General features: G+C 65.9%; 15 protein-coding genes. 5 read left to right on the forward strand and 10 right to left on the reverse strand.

Going from position 1 to position 22,250, the window contains the following annotated elements; all coding sequences use genetic code 11:
* The first annotated feature begins 162 nt into the window (after nt 1-162).
* Nucleotides 163-4,323 (forward strand): FtsK/SpoIIIE domain-containing protein, encoded by a 4,161-nt coding sequence (locus CXQ90_RS01235; RefSeq protein WP_104136361.1) that lies wholly within the window; start codon nt 163-165, stop codon nt 4,321-4,323.
* Between the two features lie 61 nt (nt 4,324-4,384).
* Here CXQ90_RS01235 and CXQ90_RS01240 read toward each other — a convergent pair whose 3' ends face one another.
* Nucleotides 4,385-4,882 carry a hypothetical protein gene (locus tag CXQ90_RS01240; protein ID WP_104136362.1) on the reverse strand — a complete coding sequence of 166 codons (498 nt, stop codon included), beginning with the start codon at nt 4,880-4,882 and terminating at the stop codon, nt 4,385-4,387.
* A gap of 244 nt (nt 4,883-5,126) precedes the next feature.
* Here CXQ90_RS01240 and CXQ90_RS01245 point away from each other — a divergent pair, with 244 nt between their 5' ends.
* The gene (locus CXQ90_RS01245) at nt 5,127-5,375 is read left to right on the forward strand and encodes a WhiB family transcriptional regulator (protein ID WP_003804966.1); all 249 of its coding nucleotides are present in this window, start codon (nt 5,127-5,129) and stop codon (nt 5,373-5,375) included.
* Nucleotides 5,376-5,487: 112 nt separating this feature from the next.
* Here CXQ90_RS01245 and CXQ90_RS01250 read toward each other — a convergent pair whose 3' ends face one another.
* Genes CXQ90_RS01250 through CXQ90_RS01265 form a run of 4 tightly spaced genes read right to left on the reverse strand, consistent with a single transcriptional unit; the run spans nt 5,488 to nt 13,885 of the window.
* On the reverse strand, nt 5,488-6,957 hold the full coding sequence (locus tag CXQ90_RS01250) for a sensor histidine kinase (protein WP_104136364.1): 1,470 nt from the start codon (nt 6,955-6,957) through the stop codon (nt 5,488-5,490).
* Between the two features lie 32 nt (nt 6,958-6,989).
* Nucleotides 6,990-11,843: an NAD-glutamate dehydrogenase gene (locus tag CXQ90_RS01255; RefSeq protein WP_104136366.1), complete on the reverse strand. Its 4,854-nt coding sequence runs from the start codon at nt 11,841-11,843 to the stop codon at nt 6,990-6,992.
* A 57-nt stretch (nt 11,844-11,900) separates the two neighbouring features.
* Nucleotides 11,901-13,244 carry a chromosome partitioning protein gene (locus CXQ90_RS01260; protein WP_104136367.1) on the reverse strand — a complete coding sequence of 448 codons (1,344 nt, stop codon included), beginning with the start codon at nt 13,242-13,244 and terminating at the stop codon, nt 11,901-11,903.
* Nucleotides 13,241-13,885: an SAF domain-containing protein gene (locus CXQ90_RS01265; protein ID WP_104136369.1), complete on the reverse strand. Its 645-nt coding sequence runs from the start codon at nt 13,883-13,885 to the stop codon at nt 13,241-13,243. Before CXQ90_RS01265 ends, CXQ90_RS01260 begins: the two co-directional genes overlap by 4 nt.
* A gap of 154 nt (nt 13,886-14,039) precedes the next feature.
* Here CXQ90_RS01265 and CXQ90_RS01270 point away from each other — a divergent pair, with 154 nt between their 5' ends.
* Nucleotides 14,040-14,255 carry a helix-turn-helix domain-containing protein gene (locus CXQ90_RS01270; protein WP_056633210.1) on the forward strand — a complete coding sequence of 72 codons (216 nt, stop codon included), beginning with the start codon at nt 14,040-14,042 and terminating at the stop codon, nt 14,253-14,255.
* A gap of 15 nt (nt 14,256-14,270) precedes the next feature.
* Here CXQ90_RS01270 and CXQ90_RS01275 read toward each other — a convergent pair whose 3' ends face one another.
* A complete protein-coding gene (locus CXQ90_RS01275) occupies nt 14,271-14,834 on the reverse strand; it encodes a hypothetical protein (RefSeq protein WP_104136371.1) in 564 nt (187 codons plus the stop codon).
* Nucleotides 14,835-14,985: 151 nt separating this feature from the next.
* Between CXQ90_RS01275 and CXQ90_RS01280 the strand changes: the two genes are divergently transcribed.
* Together CXQ90_RS01280 and CXQ90_RS01285 are read left to right on the forward strand one after the other, a co-directional pair.
* The gene (locus CXQ90_RS01280) at nt 14,986-15,789 is read left to right on the forward strand and encodes a LysM peptidoglycan-binding domain-containing protein (protein ID WP_219816628.1); all 804 of its coding nucleotides are present in this window, start codon (nt 14,986-14,988) and stop codon (nt 15,787-15,789) included.
* Between the two features lie 68 nt (nt 15,790-15,857).
* Nucleotides 15,858-16,286 carry an Rv3235 family protein gene (locus CXQ90_RS01285; RefSeq protein ID WP_219816629.1) on the forward strand — a complete coding sequence of 143 codons (429 nt, stop codon included), beginning with the start codon at nt 15,858-15,860 and terminating at the stop codon, nt 16,284-16,286.
* Between the two features lie 71 nt (nt 16,287-16,357).
* Here CXQ90_RS01285 and secA read toward each other — a convergent pair whose 3' ends face one another.
* The 4 genes from secA to CXQ90_RS01305 all read right to left on the reverse strand — a co-directional run bounded on the left by secA (nt 16,358) and on the right by CXQ90_RS01305 (nt 22,221).
* Nucleotides 16,358-19,090 (reverse strand): preprotein translocase subunit SecA, encoded by a 2,733-nt coding sequence (gene secA, locus CXQ90_RS01290; RefSeq protein ID WP_104136374.1) that lies wholly within the window; start codon nt 19,088-19,090, stop codon nt 16,358-16,360.
* Nucleotides 19,091-19,174: 84 nt separating this feature from the next.
* Nucleotides 19,175-20,401 carry a winged helix-turn-helix domain-containing protein gene (locus CXQ90_RS01295; RefSeq protein WP_104136375.1) on the reverse strand — a complete coding sequence of 409 codons (1,227 nt, stop codon included), beginning with the start codon at nt 20,399-20,401 and terminating at the stop codon, nt 19,175-19,177.
* 29 nt (nt 20,402-20,430) lie between these two features.
* Entirely contained in the window at nt 20,431-21,156 is a 726-nt protein-coding gene (gene raiA, locus CXQ90_RS01300) for a ribosome-associated translation inhibitor RaiA (protein ID WP_104136377.1), read from the reverse strand.
* Between the two features lie 204 nt (nt 21,157-21,360).
* Nucleotides 21,361-22,221, reverse strand: coding sequence for a ComF family protein (locus CXQ90_RS01305; RefSeq protein ID WP_104136859.1), 861 nt, complete (start codon nt 22,219-22,221; stop codon nt 21,361-21,363).
* Nucleotides 22,222-22,250: the final 29 nt, after the last annotated feature.

Raw genomic sequence — 22,250 nt, forward strand, 5'->3', positions numbered from 1 at the left:
CCAGTCCTTACGCCGACTTCGCAACTCCCCGTCGACAAGGCCCGCAGGCTGCTGCGAGCGCCCGGGCACCGTTATCCACATAGCCGGATTAAGGCGAGCCGTCACGGCGGCGCCGACGCTAGCGTGGGGCCTAAGTTGCCCCAAGGAACGGAGGACCGGCCTGTGACCCTGCACTGCACTTTGGTCCGTGGCCCCGGGGCGGTGCGCTCCGGGGCGGCTGTGGAACTGACCGTCCTGGTCCGGCCGGGCTGCCCGGGCACCGAACTGGACCGTGCGGTGTCAGGCACGTTCGGAACGCGCGAGCTGACGGTGAATGGCCTGCCGCTCGACACCATGACGGTGGGCGAGGCCCCACTCGTCAACGGGGCGGTCCTCGTCGACGGCGGCAGGAGGCGGGCGAGGCCTCGGGCCAGACCGGCAGCGGATACTCCCGCGGCCTTGTTGCTGGCAGTGCACAGCGGCCCCTGCGCGGGAACGGTCCTTCCCCTGCGCCGCGGTAGCTACCGGATCGGACGAACCAACGCCGAGCTGACAATCCCGGATCCGGACCTGTCCCGCGAGCACGCCAAGATCGAGGTTTCGGATACGGCCATGACAATCCTGGACCTCGACAGCGTCAACGGTACGGAAGTGGATGGCAAACGCGTCAGGAACGCCGTCATATCCACCAGTTCGGTCATCCGGTGCGGAAACACGACCATGTCCGTCCTGGTTGCCGGGCCGCCGGGCGCTAGAGCGTCTTGCCTGGGCTCCGCCGGACTGACCGTCGTCGAGCCCCTGAAGATTCCGCGTGCCGCCGAGCAGGGCAGCCGGGCCGCACTACTGCTCGGCGCCGTGCTGCCTGTCGCTCTCGGACTGGGGCTGGCGCTGGCGACCGGGATGTGGATGTTTTTGGCGTTTACCGCCCTTTCGGCAGTGGCGGTGATGGTTCCCGTCCTCGCGGGAACGCGACGCAGGCGCGAACTGCGGTCGGCAGTCTCGGCGGCAGCGGCGAGGGACAAGGAACGACGACGGCGGTCCGCACCGTCGGCCGCGGAGCTGGCGCTGTATTCGCCCGACGCGGTGGAACGGGAAGGCTTTCAACCGGCAGCCTCCGGCGTCTGGCTCCGGCTGGGAACTGCGGAGCAACTGGCGAATGTCCGGTTTGAGCCCGAGGACCCGGACTTCGGGCTCCCCGGCCTCGGAGCGGTGCCGCTGCTTCTGAATCCTGAAGTTCCCGTCGTCACCGTTCGGGGACCGGACAGGGAAGTGCAGGGGATGATGCGCTCCGTCCTCATGCAGCTCACCGGCTATCCGCTGGCCAGGGGGACCCGGATTGTGGTTTACGGAGCCCCGGCCCTCCTGCCGCTGACAGCGCGGTACCTTCCTGCAGTCACACTGCATGCGACGGCCGCGCGCACGGCGGGGGTCCTGGCGGAGGATCCCGCGGCGGCAGGCACTCCGGGGGTGGTCCTGGTCGCTGGCAGCAGGGCGACGGGCTCTGCCGACGCCGCATTGATCGAGAGTGCACGGCGGCATGGCTGGCGGGTGATGCATTTTGCGGACCCCGATGCGCGGCCGGCGGATACCGATATCGAACTCGGCGAGCGCCGGGCGCGGTTTCACTCCCCCGGATCAATCCAGCGGTTCGTTCCCGACCTTGTTCCGCTCGATGTCTTCGACCGCTACTGCCGGCAATCCGTCCCCGCGCCGGAGGATGCCACATGTCCTGCCGCGTCGTTGCCGTCTACCTGTCTGCTCACCGACATCTTGGATGCGTCCGCGGCCGGAACGGCCCAGCGCTGGGCGGCCGGCAGGCTGATGCCTGGCCTGGCTGTGCCCATCGGCCGCAGCGCCAACGGCGTGCGGGTCCTGGATCTGGAGGCTGACGGTCCGCACGTGCTCATCGCGGGCACCACCGGATCCGGGAAGTCGGAACTGCTCCGGACGCTGACCGCCGCTTTGGCCCTCAGCTTTCCGCCGGACCGGGTGAACGTCCTGTTCTTCGACTTCAAGGGCGGGTCCGGGCTTGGCCCGTTGACGGCCCTGCCCCACTGCGCGGGCATGCTCACGGACCTCACCAGGAGCGAACTGGACCGCACGCTGGTGTCGCTGCGCGCCGAAGTCCGCCGGCGTGAGGAGGCGCTGGCTGCCGCCGCAGCCCCCGACCTGGCAGCGTATCGACTGTCGAAAGCGGCCGACGAACATCCGCTCCCCCAACTGGTCCTCATCATCGACGAGTTCCGGATACTCGTGGAGGATGCGCCGGAGTCGCTGAGTGAGTTGATGAGGATCGCCGCCATCGGCCGGTCGCTGGGGATTCATCTGGTCATGGCAACCCAGCGGCCGCAGGGCGCACTCACGGCCGATATCCGTGCCAACGTCACCACCAGCATCGCCCTCCGGGTGCAGTCCGCCCACGAGTCTGCCGACGTCATAGGAACCAGCGCCGCCTCCGGCATTGCCGTTGAAACGCCAGGCCGGGCATTTCTTGCGCGCGGAACCGAAGGCCCGGAGGAGTTTCAGTCGGCGAGCCTCTCCCGCACTCTGCCGGAAGCATGGGATTGCGAACCCATCGTGCTGCGGACCTGTGACGCCCTGGAGATGCCGGCTCTCGCGGCAGCCGACGGCGGCCATGCGCCACCGCTGCAGACTCCGGCCGCCGCGGCGAAGCCGATTGCCGAGATGACGAGTGCACTGTGGGAGGCTCTGGGCGGTGCCGCGGTGCGCAGCCCGGTGGCGATGCCGCTACCCGATGTACTTCCCCGTCCGCGCCGGGAAACAGCCGGGACGTCGTCCGCCGGGCCCGCCGGTGATCTGCCGGACGCCACCGGTGATCTTCCGGCCGCACCGGGCACGCCGGGTCATCGCTGGCGCCTAGAGCTGGGGTGGCTCGATCTGCCTCAGGAACAGCGCCTTGCCGGGCTCAATTGGCGTCCCGGGACCGATGGGCATCTGGCCTTGATCGGCGGCAGCTCCCCCGATCCCGCCGACGCCCTGTCCATCACACTGGATCAGCTCCTGACGCATTCCACGGAGTCTCACCTCTACGTCCTCGATGCCGACGGTTCGTTGGCCGCGCTGGCGTCTTCGTGCCGGGCCGGAGCGGTCGTCAATCTCCATGAACTGCGCCGTGGGGTGCGGGTCCTGGAACGGCTGGGCCAAGAAATGTCACGGCGGCTGAGCCAGCCGGCGGCCGCACCGGCAACTCCCCTGGTGCTGGCCATTTCAGGCTGGGGCTCGTGGGTTTCCGCGTGGCGGGCAGGCCCGCTGCTGTGGGCTGAGGATCTGGTTCACGGATTAGTCCGGGACGGGCACAGCGCCGGCATTTCGGTCATCGTTTCAGGAGACCGCGAGCTGGTGACCGCACGCTTCTTTTCCGTCGTCCCCAACCGGATCTACTTTCCGAGAAGCTCCAGCGAAGAGAGCAGGCTGGCGTGGCCGCAGATGCCTGAAATTCCCGCAGTCCCCGGCCGCGCGGTGGCGACCGGCGCGATCACGGGGAACCGGAGGGTCGTGTGCCAGCTCTACGCCAGGGACAGCCTGCCCGGCCGCGAGGTACCACTGCAGGAGCCTCTCCGCACAATGCCTTTCCGGGTGGATCCCCTGCCCTCACAGGTTCCGCTGGCGGGGCTGCTCGCCCGGATACGCAGCCCGGAGGGTACCTCTGGTCCGGGCAATCCTGACCCGAGTCCCGTGGGGCCCAGGCGAAACCTGAAGCTGTGCATCGGTGTGGGCGGGGATGATCTGTCTCCCGTTTGGGTGCGCGTGGCAAGCGGCGGCGTCCTTGCCGTCCTGGGCGCGGCCGGTTCCGGTAAGTCGTCGTTCCTGCGTGCGGTCCAGGCCCTCAATCCTGCGACGGCGGGCTGGCGGCTCCCGGCCCCCGAGCGGGACCCGGCCGACTATTGGGCGGAAACCCACGCCGCTGCCGCCAAGGGCCGGTTCGCCAAGGATGAGGTCCTGCTCGTGGACGACGCAGACCTGCTGCCTGCCGCTACCCGCCAGCAGCTGCTGGAGCTGAATGCCCTGGGCTGGACTGTCATCATGGCTGCAGGCTTCGGCCCGGGCCTCGTGCAGCGCGTGCCCCTTGCCCTGGCCGCCCGCACATGCGGCAGCGGCATCCTCATCGGGCCGCGGAGCGCCATGGACGGTGACCTTTTCGGCGTGAGGTACGAGCTGGAAGCAAACCCTCCGCCGGGACGCGCCGTCCTCGTCACGGACGGCAGGGCCATGGCGGTTCAGCTTGCCGCCTGCCCTCCCGCGGAGCGGTCAGCCGACGGGACACCAGCCTGCGAACGGAGCCGGAGAACGAGGCCGGAGGCCGCATGTCATGGCCGCGAATGAGCGCTGAATGAGCACTGGAACATCGCTAGCGCTGTCGCCGGGCCACCGCCCACCCGCTGGCTCAAAGCGCGGGCGGAGCCCCGGCGGCACGGGAGGCGAAGCGGATGACGCGCTTGTCGAACAGGAGCACGATGGCGACGGCCGCCGGGATGAGCATCGCTGCTCCTGCCAGCGGGTAACCGCCGGTCAGCGTAGGGAAGCCGATGGTCAAAACGAAGAGCTGGGCCACCAGGGCGCCGGCCCGCGGCCACCGGAAGCCCCGGAACAGAAACACCGCAACGGCAGACAACCAGGAAGCGAATGCCAACAGCAGGGCAAGCGTAAACACCGCCCCCCAGAAGGACAGGACGGGCGCTCCGGTCACCAGCTGGGATCCGTACCACGCGGCGGCAGCCAACAGCGCCGCGGCCTCGGCTGCAACAATCGCCGAAATTACCGCGACCGCCCGCGGCCTCTCCCCTGCCGGGGCTGACCGCTCAGAGCGGCTGTCACGCTCGGGAAAGCCACTGCCCATGGGGTCGGGAGAGGGATCGGAGGGGCCTGCTGGGGGTCTTGACACACTGGCACACTACCCGACATAGTCGACTGACGGTGGGGGCAGCCCTCCGGCGTCATGCAGGTGTGATGCATCGCTCACGCTTCCGGGGGATTTCGTGCACCAATACCCCTTGTTTACACAGCGTTAACATGAAACGCTTGATCCAGATGACCAAGGGGGCCCTCAGGGCCCCTTTCCTATGTAGGCCCTAGTGAATATTTTCACAAGTGGCAAAAGACTTCCCAGGATGGAGTGACTGATCAGCATGGATTGGCGTAACCGCGCAGCGTGTCTCGACAAGGACCCGGAGCTCTTCTTCCCGGTCGGCAACACCGGGCCGGCGCTTCTCCAGATTGAGGAGGCCAAGAGCGTGTGCCGCAGGTGCCCCGTAGTGGACACCTGTTTGCAGTGGGCTTTGGAGTCGGGCCAGGACGCCGGCGTTTGGGGCGGCATGAGCGAGGACGAGCGCCGCGCGCTGAAGCGCAGGGCGGCCCGCGCCCGCCGCGCCTCCTAAGGCGGCAGTTCAACAGATTCGGCGACGGCCACGGACCCAGGGTCCGCGGCCGTCGTTTTTTTGTGCCTTTGCGCAGGCGCGCCACCGGCAGGCGCGCCAAGGGCGGCCCGCCTCAGCGGCTTGCGAGGCTCAGAACTATCTGGACCGCCGTACCGCCGCCCTCGCGGGCCTTCCACTGAATGGTGCCGGCCAGCTCACTGGTAACCAGCGTCCGGACAATCTGAAGCCCGAGTCCCTCCGCGTGTGGCGTGTCCGGCAACCCGACACCGTCGTCGGCCACGGTGACTGTGAGCAGCTCCTCGCCGTCGTCGCCTACCGACCGGTCGGCGAGAAGCCAGACCGTCCCGGTCCGCCCCTCCAGCCCGTGCTCGACGGCGTTCGTCACCAGCTCGTTGATCACGAGCGCCAAGGGTGTGGCAAAGTCGCTGGGAAGCTCACCGAAAACTCCCGACCTTTGCGTCTTGACCTGCTGGGACGGCGAGGCCACTTCGGCCGAAAGACGGAACTGCCGTCCGATCAGTTCATCAAAATCAACGCTTTGGGTCAGGCCCTGCGACAGCGTCTCGTGGACCAGCGCAATGGTCGCCACCCGGCGCATCGCCTGCTCGAGGCCCTGTTTTGCTTCGTCGCTGACCATCCGGCGGGACTGCATCCGCAAGAGTGCGGCCACGGTCTGGAGGTTGTTCTTCACGCGGTGGTGAATCTCCCGGATGGTGGCGTCCTTGGTGACGAGTTCCATCTCACGGCGCCTCAGTTCGGACACGTCGCGGCACAGGACCAGTGCCCCGAACCGTTGCTGCTCGTCGCGGAGCGGAATGGCGCGAAGCGACAGGCTGACGCCCCGCGATTCGATCTCGCTGCGCCAGGGCATCCGCCCGGTGACGACGAGCGGCAGAGTCTCGTCCACCATGCGGCGGTCCCTCAGCAGTCCTGCGGTGACTTCCGCCAGCGAGCGGCCCTCCAGCGACTCGCCGTCGCCGAGGCGCCGGAACGCGGACACCCCGTTCGGGCTGGCATACTGCACGATTCCCTCGGCATCGAGGCGGATGAGACCGTCGCCGACGCGGGGCGCCCCGCGGCGCGAGCCCGTGGGTGATGCGAAGTCGGGCCACAGGCCCAAGGTGCCCATCCGCAGCAGGTCGTAGGCGCACTGGCGGTAGGTCAGTTCAAGCCGGGACGGCATCCGCGAACTGGAGAGGTCCATGTGGGAGGTGACTACGGCCAGCGTGCGACCGTTCCTGACCATCGGCACGGCCTCCACCCGCAACGCCATGTCGCTGCTCCAGTTGGTCTCACTGGAACGTTCAATGGTGCGGCTGGCCCACGCTTTGTCGACCAGCGGCTGAAGATCGGACCGGATGCCCTCCCCGACGAAGTCGGCATGGAACACCGTATGCGTCGTGGAGGGCCGCACGTGGGCAAGTGCCACGTAGCCGTAGTCCGGATGCGGAAACCAGAGGGCGAGGTCGGCAAATGCGAGGTCGGCCACCATTTGCCAGTCGCCCACCAGGAGGTGCAGCCATTCGGCATCCCCCGGCCCGAAATCAGCGTGTTCCCTGATGGGGTCCGTAAAGATTGCCACTGCACCTCCAGATTTCGACGCCGGGCCAATGCCTAGCGTCGGACGATTGACCGCAAGAGCCTCAATGCTACCGACAGCGACGCCATATCGTCCGCTTCGAGGGCGTTGACCTCGTCGAACATGGTCTTCGCCCGTCCCAGTTGCTCCGCGTTCAGCGCCTCCCACGCCTTGAGCCGATCCTCGGCGGGCAGGCTCGCTTCAGTGGACTCAAGCACCGCCGTCGTCATGTCTGAAACGGTGGAGTAGAGGTCGTCCCGCAGCGCGGCGCGCGCAAGCGCCTGCCACCGGTCCGCCCGCGGCAGTGAACTGATCCTTTCGAGCAGGGAGTCGGCGTGGAAGCGGTTAAACACCGTGTAGTACACGTGGGCGATGTCTTCCGCCGTTTCCTTGCGGGAGTGGGCGATCTTCGCAATGTCCAGGAGCACGAAGCTCTCAAAGAGCTCGGCCCAGCGGTGGGCAAGGTCTTCAGGAAGACCCCAGGACCGTGCCTTTTCAAGCCACCCTGCCACCCGGTTGCGGTCGTCGCCGCGCAGATAGTCCAGCAGCTTGGCACGCATCGGATCCATGAGCGGCTTGAACTCGTCGACGATGCCGGCGATGGGGCGGGAGGCGGTTCCCTGGCCCAGAACCCAGCGGACGGCCCGGTCCAGGAGACGCCGGATGTCGAGGTGGACCGTGCTCCAGTGTTCGGTGGGGAATGACGCCGGAAGGTCATTGAGTTCGGACACCATGATGTCCAGTTCGTAAACTTCGCGGAGCGCAACGAAGGCCTTGGCCACCGCGACTTCACTGGCGGACGTTTCCTCCATGGTCCGGAAGGCGAAGGTGACGCCGCCCATGTTGATCATGTCGTTGGCAACCACCGTGGCAATGATCTCCCGGCGCAGCGGATGCGTGTCCAGTTCGGCGTCGAACCGTTCCCGGAGCTGCTTCGGGAAGTATTGCCGGAGCGTCCGCCGGAACCAGGGGTCGTCGGCCAGATCGCTGTCCCGAAGCGCCGTCGCCAGCTCGATCTTGGCATAGGCGGCGAGCACGGACAGCTCAGGAGAGGTCAGCCCCTGCCCTTGCTCAAGGCGTTCACGGAGGGCAGCAGTGGAAGGCAAGGCTTCCAGGTCGCGGTTGAGGTCCGCCGTCTTTTCCAGCCAGTCCATCAGCCGTTCGTAGCTTGGGCTCCACTCCGCCACCTTCTGGCGGTCGTTGAGCAGCAGGATGTTCTGGTCGATGTTGTCTTCCAGGACGAGGCGGGCCACGTCGTCGGTCATCGACGCCAGGAAGCCGGCACGTTCGCCGGCATCGAGCTTGCCTGCGGCGACCATCCGGTCCACGAAGATCTTGATGTTGACTTCATGGTCCGAGCAGTCCACGCCCGCGGAGTTGTCAATGGCATCCGTGTTCAGGATGACGCCCTGCAATGCCGCCTCGATGCGCCCCCGCTGGGTCATGCCCAGGTTTCCTCCCTCGCCCACCACCTTGACGCGGAGGTCGCGGCCGTCCACGCGGATGGCATCGTTGGCCTTGTCACCCACCATGGCGTTCGTCTCGGTGCTGGCCTTCACGTACGTGCCGATGCCTCCGTTGTAGAGCAGGTCGGCCGGCGCAAGCAGGATGGCCCGCAGAAGTTCAGGCGGGCTGAGCTGGGTAATGTCCTCCGAGAGGCCGAGGGCTGTGCGGACCTGCGGGGAGACCGGAATGGACTTGGCCTGCCGCGGGTACACACCGCCTCCTTCGCTGATCAGGCCCTTGTCGTAGTCATCCCAAGAGGACCGCGGCAGCTCGAAAAGCCGTTGCCGTTCGGCGAAGGAACTGGCCTCGTCGGGGTTGGGATCCAGGAAAACATGCCGGTGGTCGAAGGCCGCCAGCAGCCGGATGTGCCTGGACAGCAGCATTCCGTTTCCAAAGACGTCACCGGACATGTCGCCCACCCCGACCACTGTGAACGGCTCGGACTGGGTATCCAGGTCCAGCTCGCTGAAGTGGCGCTTGACCGATTCCCAGGCACCCCGGGCGGTGATGCCCATTGCCTTGTGGTCGTACCCCACTGATCCGCCGGAGGCGAAGGCGTCGCCCAGCCAGAAGCCGTAGTCTGCCGCGAGCCCGTTCGCAATGTCGGAGAAGGTGGCCGTGCCTTTGTCCGCCGCGACCACCAGGTAGGAGTCGTCGTCGTCGTGCCGTACGACGTTCGCCGGCGGGACGAGACGTTCACCGTCGGCAGTGGTGACCAGGTTGTCGGTGAGATCCAGCAACCCGCGGATGAACGTCTTGTAGCTTTCAATGCCCTCCGCCATCCACGCTGCCCTGTCCGCTGCGGGGTCGGGCAGGCGCTTGGCGAAGAAGCCGCCCTTGGCGCCGGTCGGAACGATAACCGCGTTCTTGACCGTTTGGGCCTTGACCAGACCCAGAATTTCCGTCCGGAAGTCCTCCCGCCGGTCGGACCAGCGCAGGCCGCCGCGTGCCACCTTGCCGAAACGCAGGTGCACGCCTTCGACCCGCGTCGAATAGACCCAGATTTCAAACTTGGGTCGGGGGTACGGCAGGCCCGCAATGCCCGCAGGGTCCAGCTTGAAGCTCACGTACGGCTTGTCCTGGTAGAAATTCGTGCGGAGCGTTGATTCAATCAGGTTCGTAAACGTCCGGAGGACGCGGTCCGCATCCAGCGTCGCCACCGCTTCGATCGACGACGACAGCTCAGCACGGACCTTTTCCTGCCGTTCGGTCCGCTCCAACTCGGTCAACGACGGGTCGAATCGTGCCTCAAACAGTGCAGTGAGCCCGCGGGTGACATCGGCGTTAGTGAGGAGCGTGTCGGCCATGAATTCAAAGGAGTTGGTGTTGCCCATCTGCCGCATGTACTTGGCGTAGGCCCGTAGGACGATGATCTGGCGCCACGTCATGCCCTCGCGCAGCACGAGCCGGTCGAAGCTGTCGGATTCAACGGCTCCCGAGACGGCCGCCCCGAACGAATCCGCCAGCAGCTGCCCGGTGGACACCGGATCGACGCCGGCCGGATATTTCAGGCCCAGGTCGTAGAGGAAGAAGTCCCGGCGGTCGGCGGTCTCGATCTCGAAGGGCCGCTCATCCAGCACTTCGAGCCCCAGGTTGTGAAAATAAGGAAGGATCTGGCTCAGGCTCTTGGGCTCCAGCATGTAGAGCTTGACCCGGGCGTCCTCTTCGAGTGTTGCGCCCGCGCCTTCGGGCAGATAGACATGGACGCCGGGACGTTCCTGTGTCGCTCCGGTCATCCGCTCGGCTGCGGCCCCGTACTTTTCAAACCGGGCGATGTCCTCCAGCGCATCCTCAACCTCGTAGTCCACCCGGTAACTGGCCGGGAAGGCCTCCGCCCAGATGGCGGCAAGCTCCTTGGTCCCGTCATCGGCCCGCCGGTCACGGAGCACCTCGCTGATTCCTTCGCTCCAGGAGCGCGCGGCCCGGACCAGCCTCTTCTCGAGGGCATCGGCGTTGACGTGGCTGACATCGGCACCCTTGGGCAGCCGGATCCGGAAGAAGAGGCGGGCGAGCGTCGATTCGGTCATCCGTGCCTCGTAGTCAATGGACTCGGCGTGGAAGGTCTCGCGAAGCTCCTGCTCAATCCGGAGCCGGACATTCGTTGTGTACCGGTCACGCGGCAGGTATACGACGGCGGACATAAACCTGCCGTAGATGTCCGGGCGCAGGAAGAGCCGGGTCCGACGGCGTTCCTGCAGTCTCTGGATTCCGGTGGCAGTTGCGGCGAGGTCGGGAATTTCGATCTGGAAGAGTTCGTCGCGGGGGTAGGTCTCCAGGATGCCAAGCAGGTCCTTCCCGGAATGCGAATCGGGCGGAAAACCCGCGCTGCGAAGGACGGCAGCGACTTTTTCGCGGACTATGGGGATGTTCTTGACGGAGCCCGTGTAGGCACTCGTGGCGAAGAGACCTATGAACCGCTGCTCACCGTTCACGTTTCCGGCGGCGTCAAAACTCTTCACGCCGACGTAGTCAAGGTAGGCGGGACGGTGCACGGTCGAGCGCGAATTCGCCTTCGTGATCACGAGGGCGCGCTTCTCCCGTGCCTTGCGCCGGCCTGCATCCGTCAGGTGCTGAACCTGGCGGGTGTCGTCGTGCGCGCGGAGGAGCCCGAGACCGCTGTTCTCACGGAGTTCCAGAACGTCCTCGCCTGCCTCGTTGACGAGGTCGTACTCGCGGTATCCCAGAAACGTGAAGTTGCCGTCGTCAAGCCACCGGAGCAGGTCTTGGGCCTGCCGGATCTCGGCGATTTGTGACGCATGGGCCACTTTGTCCAGGCTTTCGGCAACCTGCAGTGCCTTATTGCGCATCTTCGGCCAGTCTTCCACCGCCGCGCGGACGTCGCCGAGGACCCGTTCCAGGCCGTCCTTCAGCTGCACCTTGGCTTCGTCGCTTGCCCGGCCGATCTCCACGGCAATCCAGGACTCCATGTGGGAGGCGTTGTCACCCTGGGCAATCAGGTGTGACAGCGTGGGAAGCGCCGCCGTATCACCGCTGGAAAATCCGATGTTCGACGGCACCCGGTCCACTTTGACCAGCTCATTGCTTTGGCGGTTCCGCATGACCACGAACATCGGGTGGAGGACGAGCTGGATTGCCGAATTCTGCCGGACCAGCTCGGCGTTGACGGAGTCCACGAGGAACGGCATATCGTCAGTGACGATGTATACCACGCTTTGATCGGCTTCATCGGCGATGGAGATGTTGGCTCGTCCGGGCTGGCGTATTGCTCCGACCTGCCGGTGCATGTCGGCCCGGGCAGTCAGAAGCTCACGGGGGTAGGCGCGGGCGTCCTCCTCCGAGAGGTGCTCATAGTAGTCCGCAAAGAAGCCCTCTTCGGCTTCCATGGGACGGGACTGATCCTCCACGCTGGACCCAGACGACATCGACAAACGCCTCCATCACAAGTTCACGGCCGCACCGTTGCAGCCCTCAACGTGAGCCTAACCCCTTAGCTTTCGCTTTGCTGTGGAAGAGAACACAGAGGATCGGCGGTTTTGCTGGGCAGGTGCACAAACCAGTTCGGCTATGGCGGCGCGCAGGCGCGAATCAGGTGCGGCTTCCAGCAGCAGCGACCCGGAAAGCAGGGCGGCGTCGCTGGCACCGGGATCGGAGGGAAGGAAGGCCTTGATGCCGGTTCCCGGCCCGAACCGGTCCCAAGCCTCCCGGAGTTGCCGTTCCGGCGAGCGGCCGACTGCCGTAGCACGTACCTTGTTCAGCACCACGTCCGGGGCCACGCCCGGAACTGCCGCTTCGAGCTCCGCGAGTCCTCTGACCAGCCGCGGCACGCCGATGGGGTCCGCGGCTCCTACCGCAAAAACAGTGTCCGCCATTTCCAGGCTTCGCAGCGTGGCTGCATTCCGCCGCGGCGCCATGGTGTCAAAGCTCAGTTCCTCGTCGGCTTCAAGACAGAAGCCGGTGTCCACGACGACGACGTCGGCCACTTCCTTGGCCCTTTCCAAAACCAGCGCCAGGGCTGCGGAACGCAGCTCGGTCCAACGGTCCGCCCGCGTAATGCCGGTCAGGACACGGAAGCTTCCCGAAGTGGCAGCAACAGGGGCTGCGATGCGCAGCAGCGACTCACGGTCCAGCAGCCCCTGGTCCGCCAGCCGGCATGCCTGGGCCAGGCCCGCCGCTTCGTCCAGCAGTCCCAGAACCGCGGCCACGCTGGCCCCGTAGCTGTCCGCATCGACGAGGAGAACGGATTTTCCAGCGGCAGCAAGCTCGCCCGCGATGTTCACCGCCACGAGGGTCCGCCCCGGCGATCCCGCGGGTCCCCACACGGCGACGATCTTCCCGGTTCCGGCCACCGCCGGAACCGGGTCGGCGTCGTCGGCCTCGGGCAGCAGGGCCGCTCCGGTGTCTGCAAATCCGTGCTCGCGCTGCTTCACACCAATGGGCCCGTTGCCAGTAACTCGGTTGCCCGCGGGCCTGCCGCCCGTGAGCTGGGCAACGGCGTCGGAAATTCGTTCGGCCAACGCCGCGGAGTCCACCGTGGGAACTGCCGACGTGACGCCGATACCGCGAAGCCTGGCGGCTTCCTCGGTGCTGTCGGTCAAGGCGATAATGGCGACGCCCACGGCGCCGAGCCTGTCCACGAGGGACGCGGTCAGATCCTCGCTCCCCTCTGCCACGACGGCCGCCCGGGCCAATCCGCTCTGGCAGGCAGCAAGCAGCTCCGCCAATTCCATACACCGCCGGACCACGGTGACGGGCCCGTGGAGCCGCTCGAGTCCTCCGACCAGGTCTTCCTGTGCCTGCCCGACAGTTACGACCGGGATACTCACTTGGTGCCGCCCCCGGGATTCCACACGACCGAGATCTTGGCCTCGTTGGCCTGCGCCCCGAGGATTGCCGGCATCTGCCCGTCCCCCACCAGGACCATGAGGACCGTGGACTTTGAGGATCCCAGCGCGATTGAACCTGTCGTGACCTGGGCGATTTCAGCGCCCGGCAGGAGCAGCCGTGGCTCCGCAAATCCGTTCCGTGCGTCGGGCATCGACACCCAGACGTCGACGCGCGTGCCGGCCACCGCCTGCTCGGGCAGGGTCTCCTGAACAGTGATGGCCACGGGCTTCCGGTCGAGGGCATCCACGCTGCCCAGGCTTTCCCGGGGCAGTAGCTGGTCTTTGGCGATCCGCTGAACGGCAACCATGCCTTCAGGCATCCCTGACTCCGCCGTAAAGTAGTGCTGTTCCACGTCCCCCAGCCGGACTTTGACCCGGTTCACGTTATCGGGCGTGAGCTTCTGGCCCACGGCAATTGCCTCCCGGGCGGCCAATACCTCGGTGGTCTGGTCCGCGCTGCCGACGAGCGAGATGACTCCGACGACCGACGCGAGAACCAGCAGCACGCCCACCAGGAGCCGCGGGTCCTTCCAGGAGGGCTTCTTCAGACGGGCTCCCGTGGCCGTGGCGCTGACACTCATGCGTACTGCTCCCCCTTGACGCGCCGGGCGCCCAGTTCGCGCCGGTCATGATCATTGTTACGGCATCCTTGGCCAAACCGAAAGTCACAGGAGCAAACATCATCAAACTGTGGATAACGGCATCATCAGGTGCCACCGGTGGCAGAATGGGATCATGCCCCGTTTCCTCACCCTTGCAGATGTAGCCGAGCAACTCCAGATCAATGCGCCCGCGGCCTACGCACTTGTCCGCAGCGGGGAGCTGAAGGCGATCCAGGTCGGCGGCCGCGGCCAATGGCGCGTCGAGGAGAAAATGCTCGAACAGTACATCGAAGAACGCTACGCCGAGGCCAGCCGCATGATCGAAGAGGCCAAGTCCAAGTCGGTCTGAATCTCCCGCGGCAGGTTAGAGCTCGCCGCCCCGCATCGATCGCAGTGCGCCAAGCGCCCGGAACGGGACCGTCGCGACGTCCGTGACACCGTAGGCCCGGCGCGCCTCGCCCTCATGGGTCATGGCGAGGTCAAAAAAGTCCCGCCCCACCCTGTCAATCACACCCGTGATGCGCGCGTCTCCCGCGGCCATCACGACGGTCAGCGGCGCCCTGTCTCGCGACAGGATCCGCAGAGCACTAGCGAGGCCCAGCTTCCGGCGCACCACTGAAGTCTCGCCGACGGCCAACCTGCCAATCCCCATGTAGTGAGCCACGGCCGTGTAGGGAATCAACACCTGGTGGGCGGGCTCGTCCAGGACCAGGCTCTCCGCACCCGCGTGACTCAACATGCCGGCAAAGGCGGTGCCCGAGGCGAGGTGGACGCCGATACGCCGGCCTATCGACCCCCGGAGCCGTTCGGCCAGTTCGACGGAAGCCAAGTCCGCACGGGCACGTTCGGCCACCTCCGATTCCCGGTTCAGGACCCCGGCCTCGGCTATCTGGGCCTCGAGGTCCTCAAAGAGAGCATTCCACCGCATGGCGTCAGCGTAGGCGGGCGTGCCGGGTCGGTCAATTCGCCAGGGCGGCTCCCCAGCCCTAGACAACCATCCTAAAGGTGATGCAAACTGTCTTCACTGTCATCAAACACCATCAAACTGCATCAAACGGGAATAAACGAGAGGAATGGCTATGTCCGAGAAGCCAGATTCAGCCAGGCCGGTCACGTCTGACGCAGCCCTAGCGCTGGTCATTCTGGGGCTGGGCCTCTTCCTGGCGTGGACGGGCCGCAGCCTCCTGGAGGAATGGCACCGATCCTCGGCACGCGGGCAGTCCCTCGGATTCGAAGATCTCCTCGGCCTATCGGCCAGTGCGGCTGGCCTGACGGTGGTGTCGTGGTGGGTTCTTTCACTCGTCACCGCTCTTGCGGCCGCGTTGCTGGAGCGCACAGGGCGGCCGCGTACGGCCGCGGTCACCGGACGGCTCAGCCCCGTGTTCATGCGCAGGCTGGCCTTTGCCGCACTGGGCGTGCAGCTGATGGGGGTGCCTCTCGCCCATGCGGGCACCGAGCCAGATGTGCCCCAACCGTCAAGCAGCGGGTCCGCAGTATCGGCGGCCTGGGCTCCGACGGCCGGACCGCCCCCGGCCAGCCGGACGTGGCCGGAAGCAAAGCCTGATGCGGGCGGCCGGCCCGCCCCGGGCGCAACAGACTTCCAGCCGCAGTGGAAGCCCCGCGCGCCTGTCACGGAACCGCGCCTGGTGACCGCCGTCCCTGTCAGGTCAGCCCGCGAAGTCCCCGCCGCAGCGGGCCCGGAAGTGGCCGTGCGGGCCGGTGATTCCCTGTGGACCATCGCGGCCCGGGCGTTGGGACCCGCCGCCAGTGACGTCGAAATCGCCGTGCAATGGCCGCGCTGGTACGAAGCCAACCGGACAGTCATCGGCACGGACCCTGACATCCTCGTCCCGGGCCAGGTCCTCAAGCCCCCTGTCCCGTGAACCAAGGGCGGCTGATCCGTCCGCGCAACCGCGTCCCGCAATGCCACTGCAACCGAAGGACCGAAATCATGACTGCACTAACTCCCGTCCGGAGCGCGGGCACCGCAACGACACATGTCATCCCTTCCGTCCGGTCTGGGGGAACGGAAGAGAACCGCGAAATCTGCGCCCTTACGCGAGCCACAGTTCAGGCGGCTATTGAAGTGCTGGCCGGCACGCGGCCAATCCATCAGCTGGCACGCCGGTTGGACCAGCGTTGCCTGACGGCCCTTCAGCATCGTGCGTCGCTGATCCGCCACGAGTCAGCCAGGGCACCTCGCAAGCTTGGGCGGCTGCACAGAAACCCCACGGTCAGGTCCGTTCGGGCCTGCGAGGTGACACCGGACATCTACGAGGCCAGTGCGGTGGTGACCGACGAACTCCGGACACGCGCTGTGGCCGTCCGGTTGGAACGCAGCAAGCAGATCTGGCGCGTGACCGCCCTGGAAATCGGATGACCCGGCGCAAAAGCGGTGAGGGACCGGAGCAACTGCTCCGGTCCCTCACTAGGTTTCAGCCGCGCTAAGTCCTAGCGCTTCTTCTTCTTGGCATCACGGCGGTCCTGTGATGCGGCCTTCGCCGGGTTTCCCGAGCGTCCGGCTGACCTGCCCTCGATGCGCGTCTGGGCTCCGCCGTCTTCGCCCGGCGCCGTGTACTGCAGCTGGGCAGGCTTCTCGGGCGCTTCGAGTCCGGCAGCACGGATCTGCGGCTCCTGGTGTTCGGTGTGGCCGCCGGCGGCATCGGCTATAACCACGTCCTGCGCCGGAGTGACTTCAACCTCAAGGTTGAACAGGAAGCCGACGCTCTCCTCGCGGATGGCTTCCATCATGGCCTGGAACATCGTGAAGCCTTCGCGCTGGTATTCGACCAGCGGATCGCGCTGTGCCATGGCGCGCAGGCCGATGCCCTCCTTCAGGTAATCCATCTCGTAGAGGTGCTCCTGCCACTTCCGGCCGATGACGGAGAGGACCACGCGGCGCTCAAGCTCGCGCATGCTTTCCGAACCGATGGCTTCCTCGCGGGCCTGGTACATCAGCCGCGCATCCGACAGGATTTCTTCCTTCAGGAATTCAACCGTGATGCGCGACTTTCCGCCGGCCTCATCGATCACGTCGTGCGCCGTGATGCTGACGGGATAGAGGGTCTTGAGGTTCGTCCAAAGCTGTTCGAAGTCCCAGTCATCGCCGTTGCCCTCGGCCGTGGCCTCGTCGATCAGGGCGGTGACGGTGTCTTCCAGGAAGTACTGCACCTTCTCGTGGAGGTCGTCACCTTCAAGGATCCGCCGGCGGTCGCCGTAGATTGCCTCGCGCTGGCGGTTCAGGACGTCGTCGTACTTCAGGACGTTCTTGCGCTGCTCGGCGTTCCTGCCCTCGACCTGGCCCTGGGCCGAGGCGATGGCGCGGGAGACGAGTTTGGATTCGAGCGCCACATCGTCGGGCACCGAGCTGTTCATCAGGCGCTCCGCTGCTCCGGAGTTGAACAGGCGCATGAGGTCGTCGGTCAGCGACAGGTAGAAACGGGATTCGCCGGGGTCTCCCTGGCGTCCGGAGCGGCCGCGCAGCTGGTTGTCGATCCGGCGGGACTCGTGGCGCTCGGTACCCAGGACGTAGAGGCCACCGAGATTCAGTACCTCTTCGTGCTCGTCCTTGACGGCCTGCTTGGAAGCCTCCAGAGCGGCCGGCCAGGCGGCCTCGTACTCGTCCGAGTTCTCCTCGGGGTCAAGGCCGCGCTGGGCCAGCTCGGCGATGGCCGTGAACTCGGCGTTGCCGCCGAGCATGATGTCGGTACCGCGGCCGGCCATGTTGGTGGCGACGGTTACGGCTCCCTTGCGGCCCGCCTGAGCCACGATGGCGGCTTCACGGGCGTGGTTCTTGGCGTTGAGGACCTCGTGGCGGATTCCTTCCTTGGCGAGCAGCCTGGAAAGGTATTCGCTCTTCTCGACGCTCGTGGTGCCCACGAGGACGGGCTGGCCCTTTTCGTGACGCTCGGCGATGTCCCGCACCACGGCATCGAACTTGACGGCTTCGTTCTTATAAACCAAGTCAGACTGGTCGATCCGCTGCATGTCCCGGTTGGTCGGGATGGCGACGACCCCCAGCTTGTACGTGCTCATGAACTCCGCGGCCTCTGTTTCCGCGGTGCCGGTCATGCCGGAGAGTTTCTCGTACATGCGGAAGTAGTTCTGCAGCGTCACGGTGGCGAGAGTCTGGTTCTCGGCCTTGATTTCGACGCCTTCCTTGGCTTCGATCGCCTGGTGCATGCCCTCGTTGTAGCGGCGGCCGGCGAGAATACGGCCGGTGTGCTCGTCGACGATGAGGACCTCGCCGTCGAGGATGACGTAGTCCTTGTCCCGCTTGAACAGTTCCTTGGCCTTGATGGCGTTGTTGAGGAAGCCGATCAGCGGCGTGTTGGCGGATTCGTAGAGGTTCTGGATGCCCAGGTAGTCCTCAACCTTTTCAATCCCGCTTTCGAGGACGCCGACGGTGCGCTTCTTTTCGTCGACCTCGTAGTCGCGGTCCGGCTGCAGGCGGAGCACCACCTTCGCGAACTCGCTGTACCAGCGGTTGGTGTCACCCTGGGCGGGGCCGGAGATGATCAGCGGGGTCCTGGCCTCGTCGATCAGGATGGAGTCGACTTCATCGACGATCGCGAAGTGGTGTCCGCGCTGGACGAGCTCGGACTTGTCCCAGGCCATGTTGTCGCGCAGGTAGTCGAAGCCGAATTCGTTGTTGGTGCCGTACGTGATGTCGGCGGCGTACTGCTCGCGGCGGACAGACGGGTCCTGGTTGGAAAGGATGCAGCCGCTGCTGAGGCCGAGGAAGCGGTACACGCGGCCCATCAGCTCGGACTGGTATTCGGCCAGGTAGTCATTCACGGTGATGACGTGCACGCCGTTACCTGCCAGGGCATTGAGGTAGGCCGGAGCTGTGGCCACGAGCGTCTTGCCCTCACCGGTTTTCATCTCTGCGATGTTGCCCAAGTGAAGGGCCGCACCGCCCATGAGCTGAACGTCAAAGTGGCGCATGCCCAGGGTGCGGGAGGACGCTTCCCGGACAGCGGCAAAGGCCTCGGGAAGGAGATCGTCGAGGGTTTCACCGTCCTGGTGGCGGGCCCGGAGCCGGTCTGTTTCTTCGCGCAGTTCAGCGTCGGTGAAAGTTTTGAATGAGTCTTCAAGGGCGTTAATGGAATCGGCATAGTTCCGCAGTTGCCTTAGGGTTTTCTTGTCACCCGTGCGGAGAAGTTTTTCGATTAGTGATGCCACGTGAAGTTGCTCCCAGTCTCATGCTGCCGAATTCTGGCGTGTTCAGTCTACGGGAGAGACGCACAGCACGTGGCGCCTGTTTTCTCAGAGCGGATACAGCGCGTCCGCCCCGTTAACGGCGGCCGCCACACTGGCGGACAGGTCCCCCGCCGGGGACACAATCACGTCGTCCAGCCCGAGCCAGTCGGCCATCAGCCGCAACTCCGCGGCCAGTTCGACGGCGGTGTCCCCCGGCGCGTCCGGCTCGGCGAAGCATGCCTTGGCCAGGAGTCTACCGCTGGCCCGGTCAGCCTTGAGGTCCACCCGCGCCACCAGGCGGTCCCGGAGAAGGAAGGGAAGGACGTAGTAGCCGAAGCGGCGCTTGGGCTCAGGAGTGTAGATTTCGATCCGATAGTGAAAGCCGAAGAGTTCCTCAAGCCTGCGCCGCTCGAAGACCAGGGAGTCAAAGGGGCTGAGCAGTGCCCTGCCTGAGGCCGAGCGCGGCAGCCGTGCGTCTACATGGCGGTACAGCTTCCGGTCCCAGCCGTCCACCGTGACGGGAACCAGCCGTCCGCTGTCCACGAGGTGCTCGACCGAGAGCGCTGCGGCCTTGAGCGGCGTCCTGAAATAGTCAGCGAAACACCGCGCCGTGCCGATCCCGTGTGCCTGGGCGGCGGCGTCGATGAGCCTGTCCATAGACGCCGCCGGATCCGGCACCGTGTCCAGCGCGTGCCCGGGCAGGACATTGCGCGTCAGTGCATACCTGCGTTCGAACTGCTCCGTACGCGCCGCGGACGACACCACGCCCTCCTCAAAGAGGTGTTCCAGGACCCGCTTGACTGCATTCCAGTTCCAGCCCCAGTTGACGTGCTTGCGGTCCTCCACATGCCCGATCCTGGCAGTGAGCTCAGCCGCCGTCATCGGCTTGCCATCGGCCAGCGCCTCAAGGATGCGGCCGGTCACGCCTGAGCGCAGCCCCGGATCCATGGCTGAGGCCCCCACCCACGTACGGTTCTGCCACGCAACGAGGTCCAGGAAATGCTCCGGCCGGATGAAACTCGCTTCATGCGCCCAGTACTCCATCATGCGCCGGGGATGTTTTCCGGCCATCTGCTGGAGGATGGCACGGTCGTAATTGCCGAGCCTAGAAAAGAACGGCAGGAAATGGCTCCTTGCCAGAACATTGACGGAGTCGATCTGAACCAGCTGGATCCGGGCAAAGGTCCGGCCCACCGTCCGTGAAGTCACGGTGCCGGCGGGCCGTCCTTTGTCCAATCCCTGTGCTGCCAGGGCGATCCGCCGGGCCTGTGAAAGGCTCAGCGATGCACCCATGTCAGCCCTTTCGTTGTTTGGGCACCATCTTATGCAGTCGCGGCCGCATCGTCCGAGCGGTACGCGTGGATCTGCTCTTCATGCGTATTCTCACCGGGCTCGCAGTAATGGTCCAGGGTGATGACCCCGTACGTCCAGCCCCGGCGGCGGTACACGACAGAAGGAGCATTCGTGGCCTTGTCCACGAAGAGGTAAAAGTCGTGCCCGATAAGTTCCATGTTGTCCACGGCGTCGTCGAGGGTAAGGGAGGCGGCCGGGAACACCTTGCGGCGGATCAGCACCGGCGAATCGCCGGCAGGAATGTCGTTGTCGACGTCGTACGGCGACTTCTCGGCCGGCTCCGGAGCAGGCTCGGCGCGATGGCTCGCTTCGACGTAAATCGGCTCATTGGAGCTTGCGGGCTCCAGGGTGGCTGTTGCCTCGCGCACCGCCTTGGGCGTGTGCCGCCCGTGATGGACCTTCTTGCGGTCCTTGGCCCGGCGCAGCCGCTCAAGCAGCTTGTTATAGGCGAGGTCGAAAGCGGCGAACTTGTCTGCGGCGCTTGCTTCGGCACGGATCACGGGGCCTCGGCCCAGGACTGTCACTTCGACTGTGAGCTGGTCACCGGTCTGACGCGCATTCGTTTCCTTCGAAACCTTCGCGTCGACCCTCTGGACCTTGTCCCCAAGCGATTCGATCTTCGAGATCTTCTCGCCGGCGTATTCGCGGAATCGGTCCGAGACCGTCAGATTTCGTCCGCTGATCATGAACTCCATGGTGCCCTCCAAATGACTTCGGTGACACGACGGCGGCACTTCCCGGGGACGATCTGAATGACAGTCGAGCCCCTTTCCGAGCCGCTATCGAAAGGTACAACTGATCTTGGTACCCATACCCGACGTTAGTTCATAGCAACGAGTTATTCATCCTTTCGCTGTTTATTTTTTTGTATGTCTCCGGTAGGCGCCGCACCCCGGCTCCTACGTCGGTGAGGGCGGCGCGTCGGGGGCGCGGGTGGCCGCCAGGACCACAGCACCGCGGACGATTCCCCCTGCCTGATGGACCGCCCGGGCGGCTTCGGCGAGCGTCGCTCCGGTGGTCAGGACGTCGTCGACGATGATGCACGGGCAGCCCAGCAGCCCGCCCTTGGAGCGCCTCCGGACTGCACGCATGGAACCGCGAACCCGGCGGGCCCTGTCCCCCCGTCCAAGCCCCTTCTGCCCACCCGCCAAGGTACCCGGCACGCCGGTGATCCTGACTTTCCGCAGGGTGTCCTGGCAGCTGATGCCGTCGAGGCTGCTGCTGCGGAGCGCTTGGGCCAGCAGCAAATGGACGGGGCTGAATCCCCTCTTCCGGTACGCGCTGTTGCTGCTGGGCACCGGAACCAGGACGATCCCCCGATCCCCGGCGGCAACGGCGGCGATGGCCCGTCCGAGGGCGTTCGCCAGAACAGCCCGGAGCTGCCCCTGTCCGTGGCGTTTGAAGGCCAGGACCGACTGCGCCAGTTCTTCCCGGTAGATCCCGGCAGCCACGACCGGAAGGAGGATCGAACCGTCCGTGTCCATGAGCGCGGGCGCGGCGGACTCGGCCCGGAAGGGATACCGGGTCAGGAGACGGAGGCGGCGCTCACAGCCTGCGCAGATGGCCAGGTCCTCCCGGCCGCAGCAGACGCACTCTACGGGCAGCGCCAGAGCCAGAACCTCCGCCGCTGCCCCCGCAAGGAGGTCGGCGGCTTTCAGGAACCGCTGCCGGTGTTCGCCGCGGTGCCTCGCGGCCCAGGCCGGTAGCGGCAGCAGGTCAGGGTCGGTTGGCACGCGGCCGGCCGGTGCCGGATTTTTCATTTCCACCCGCCCAGCCTGCCGGGCCGGAC

The sequence above is a fragment of the Arthrobacter sp. ZGTC131 genome (assembly GCF_002929275.1).
GTDB lineage: Bacteria > Actinomycetota > Actinomycetes > Actinomycetales > Micrococcaceae > Arthrobacter.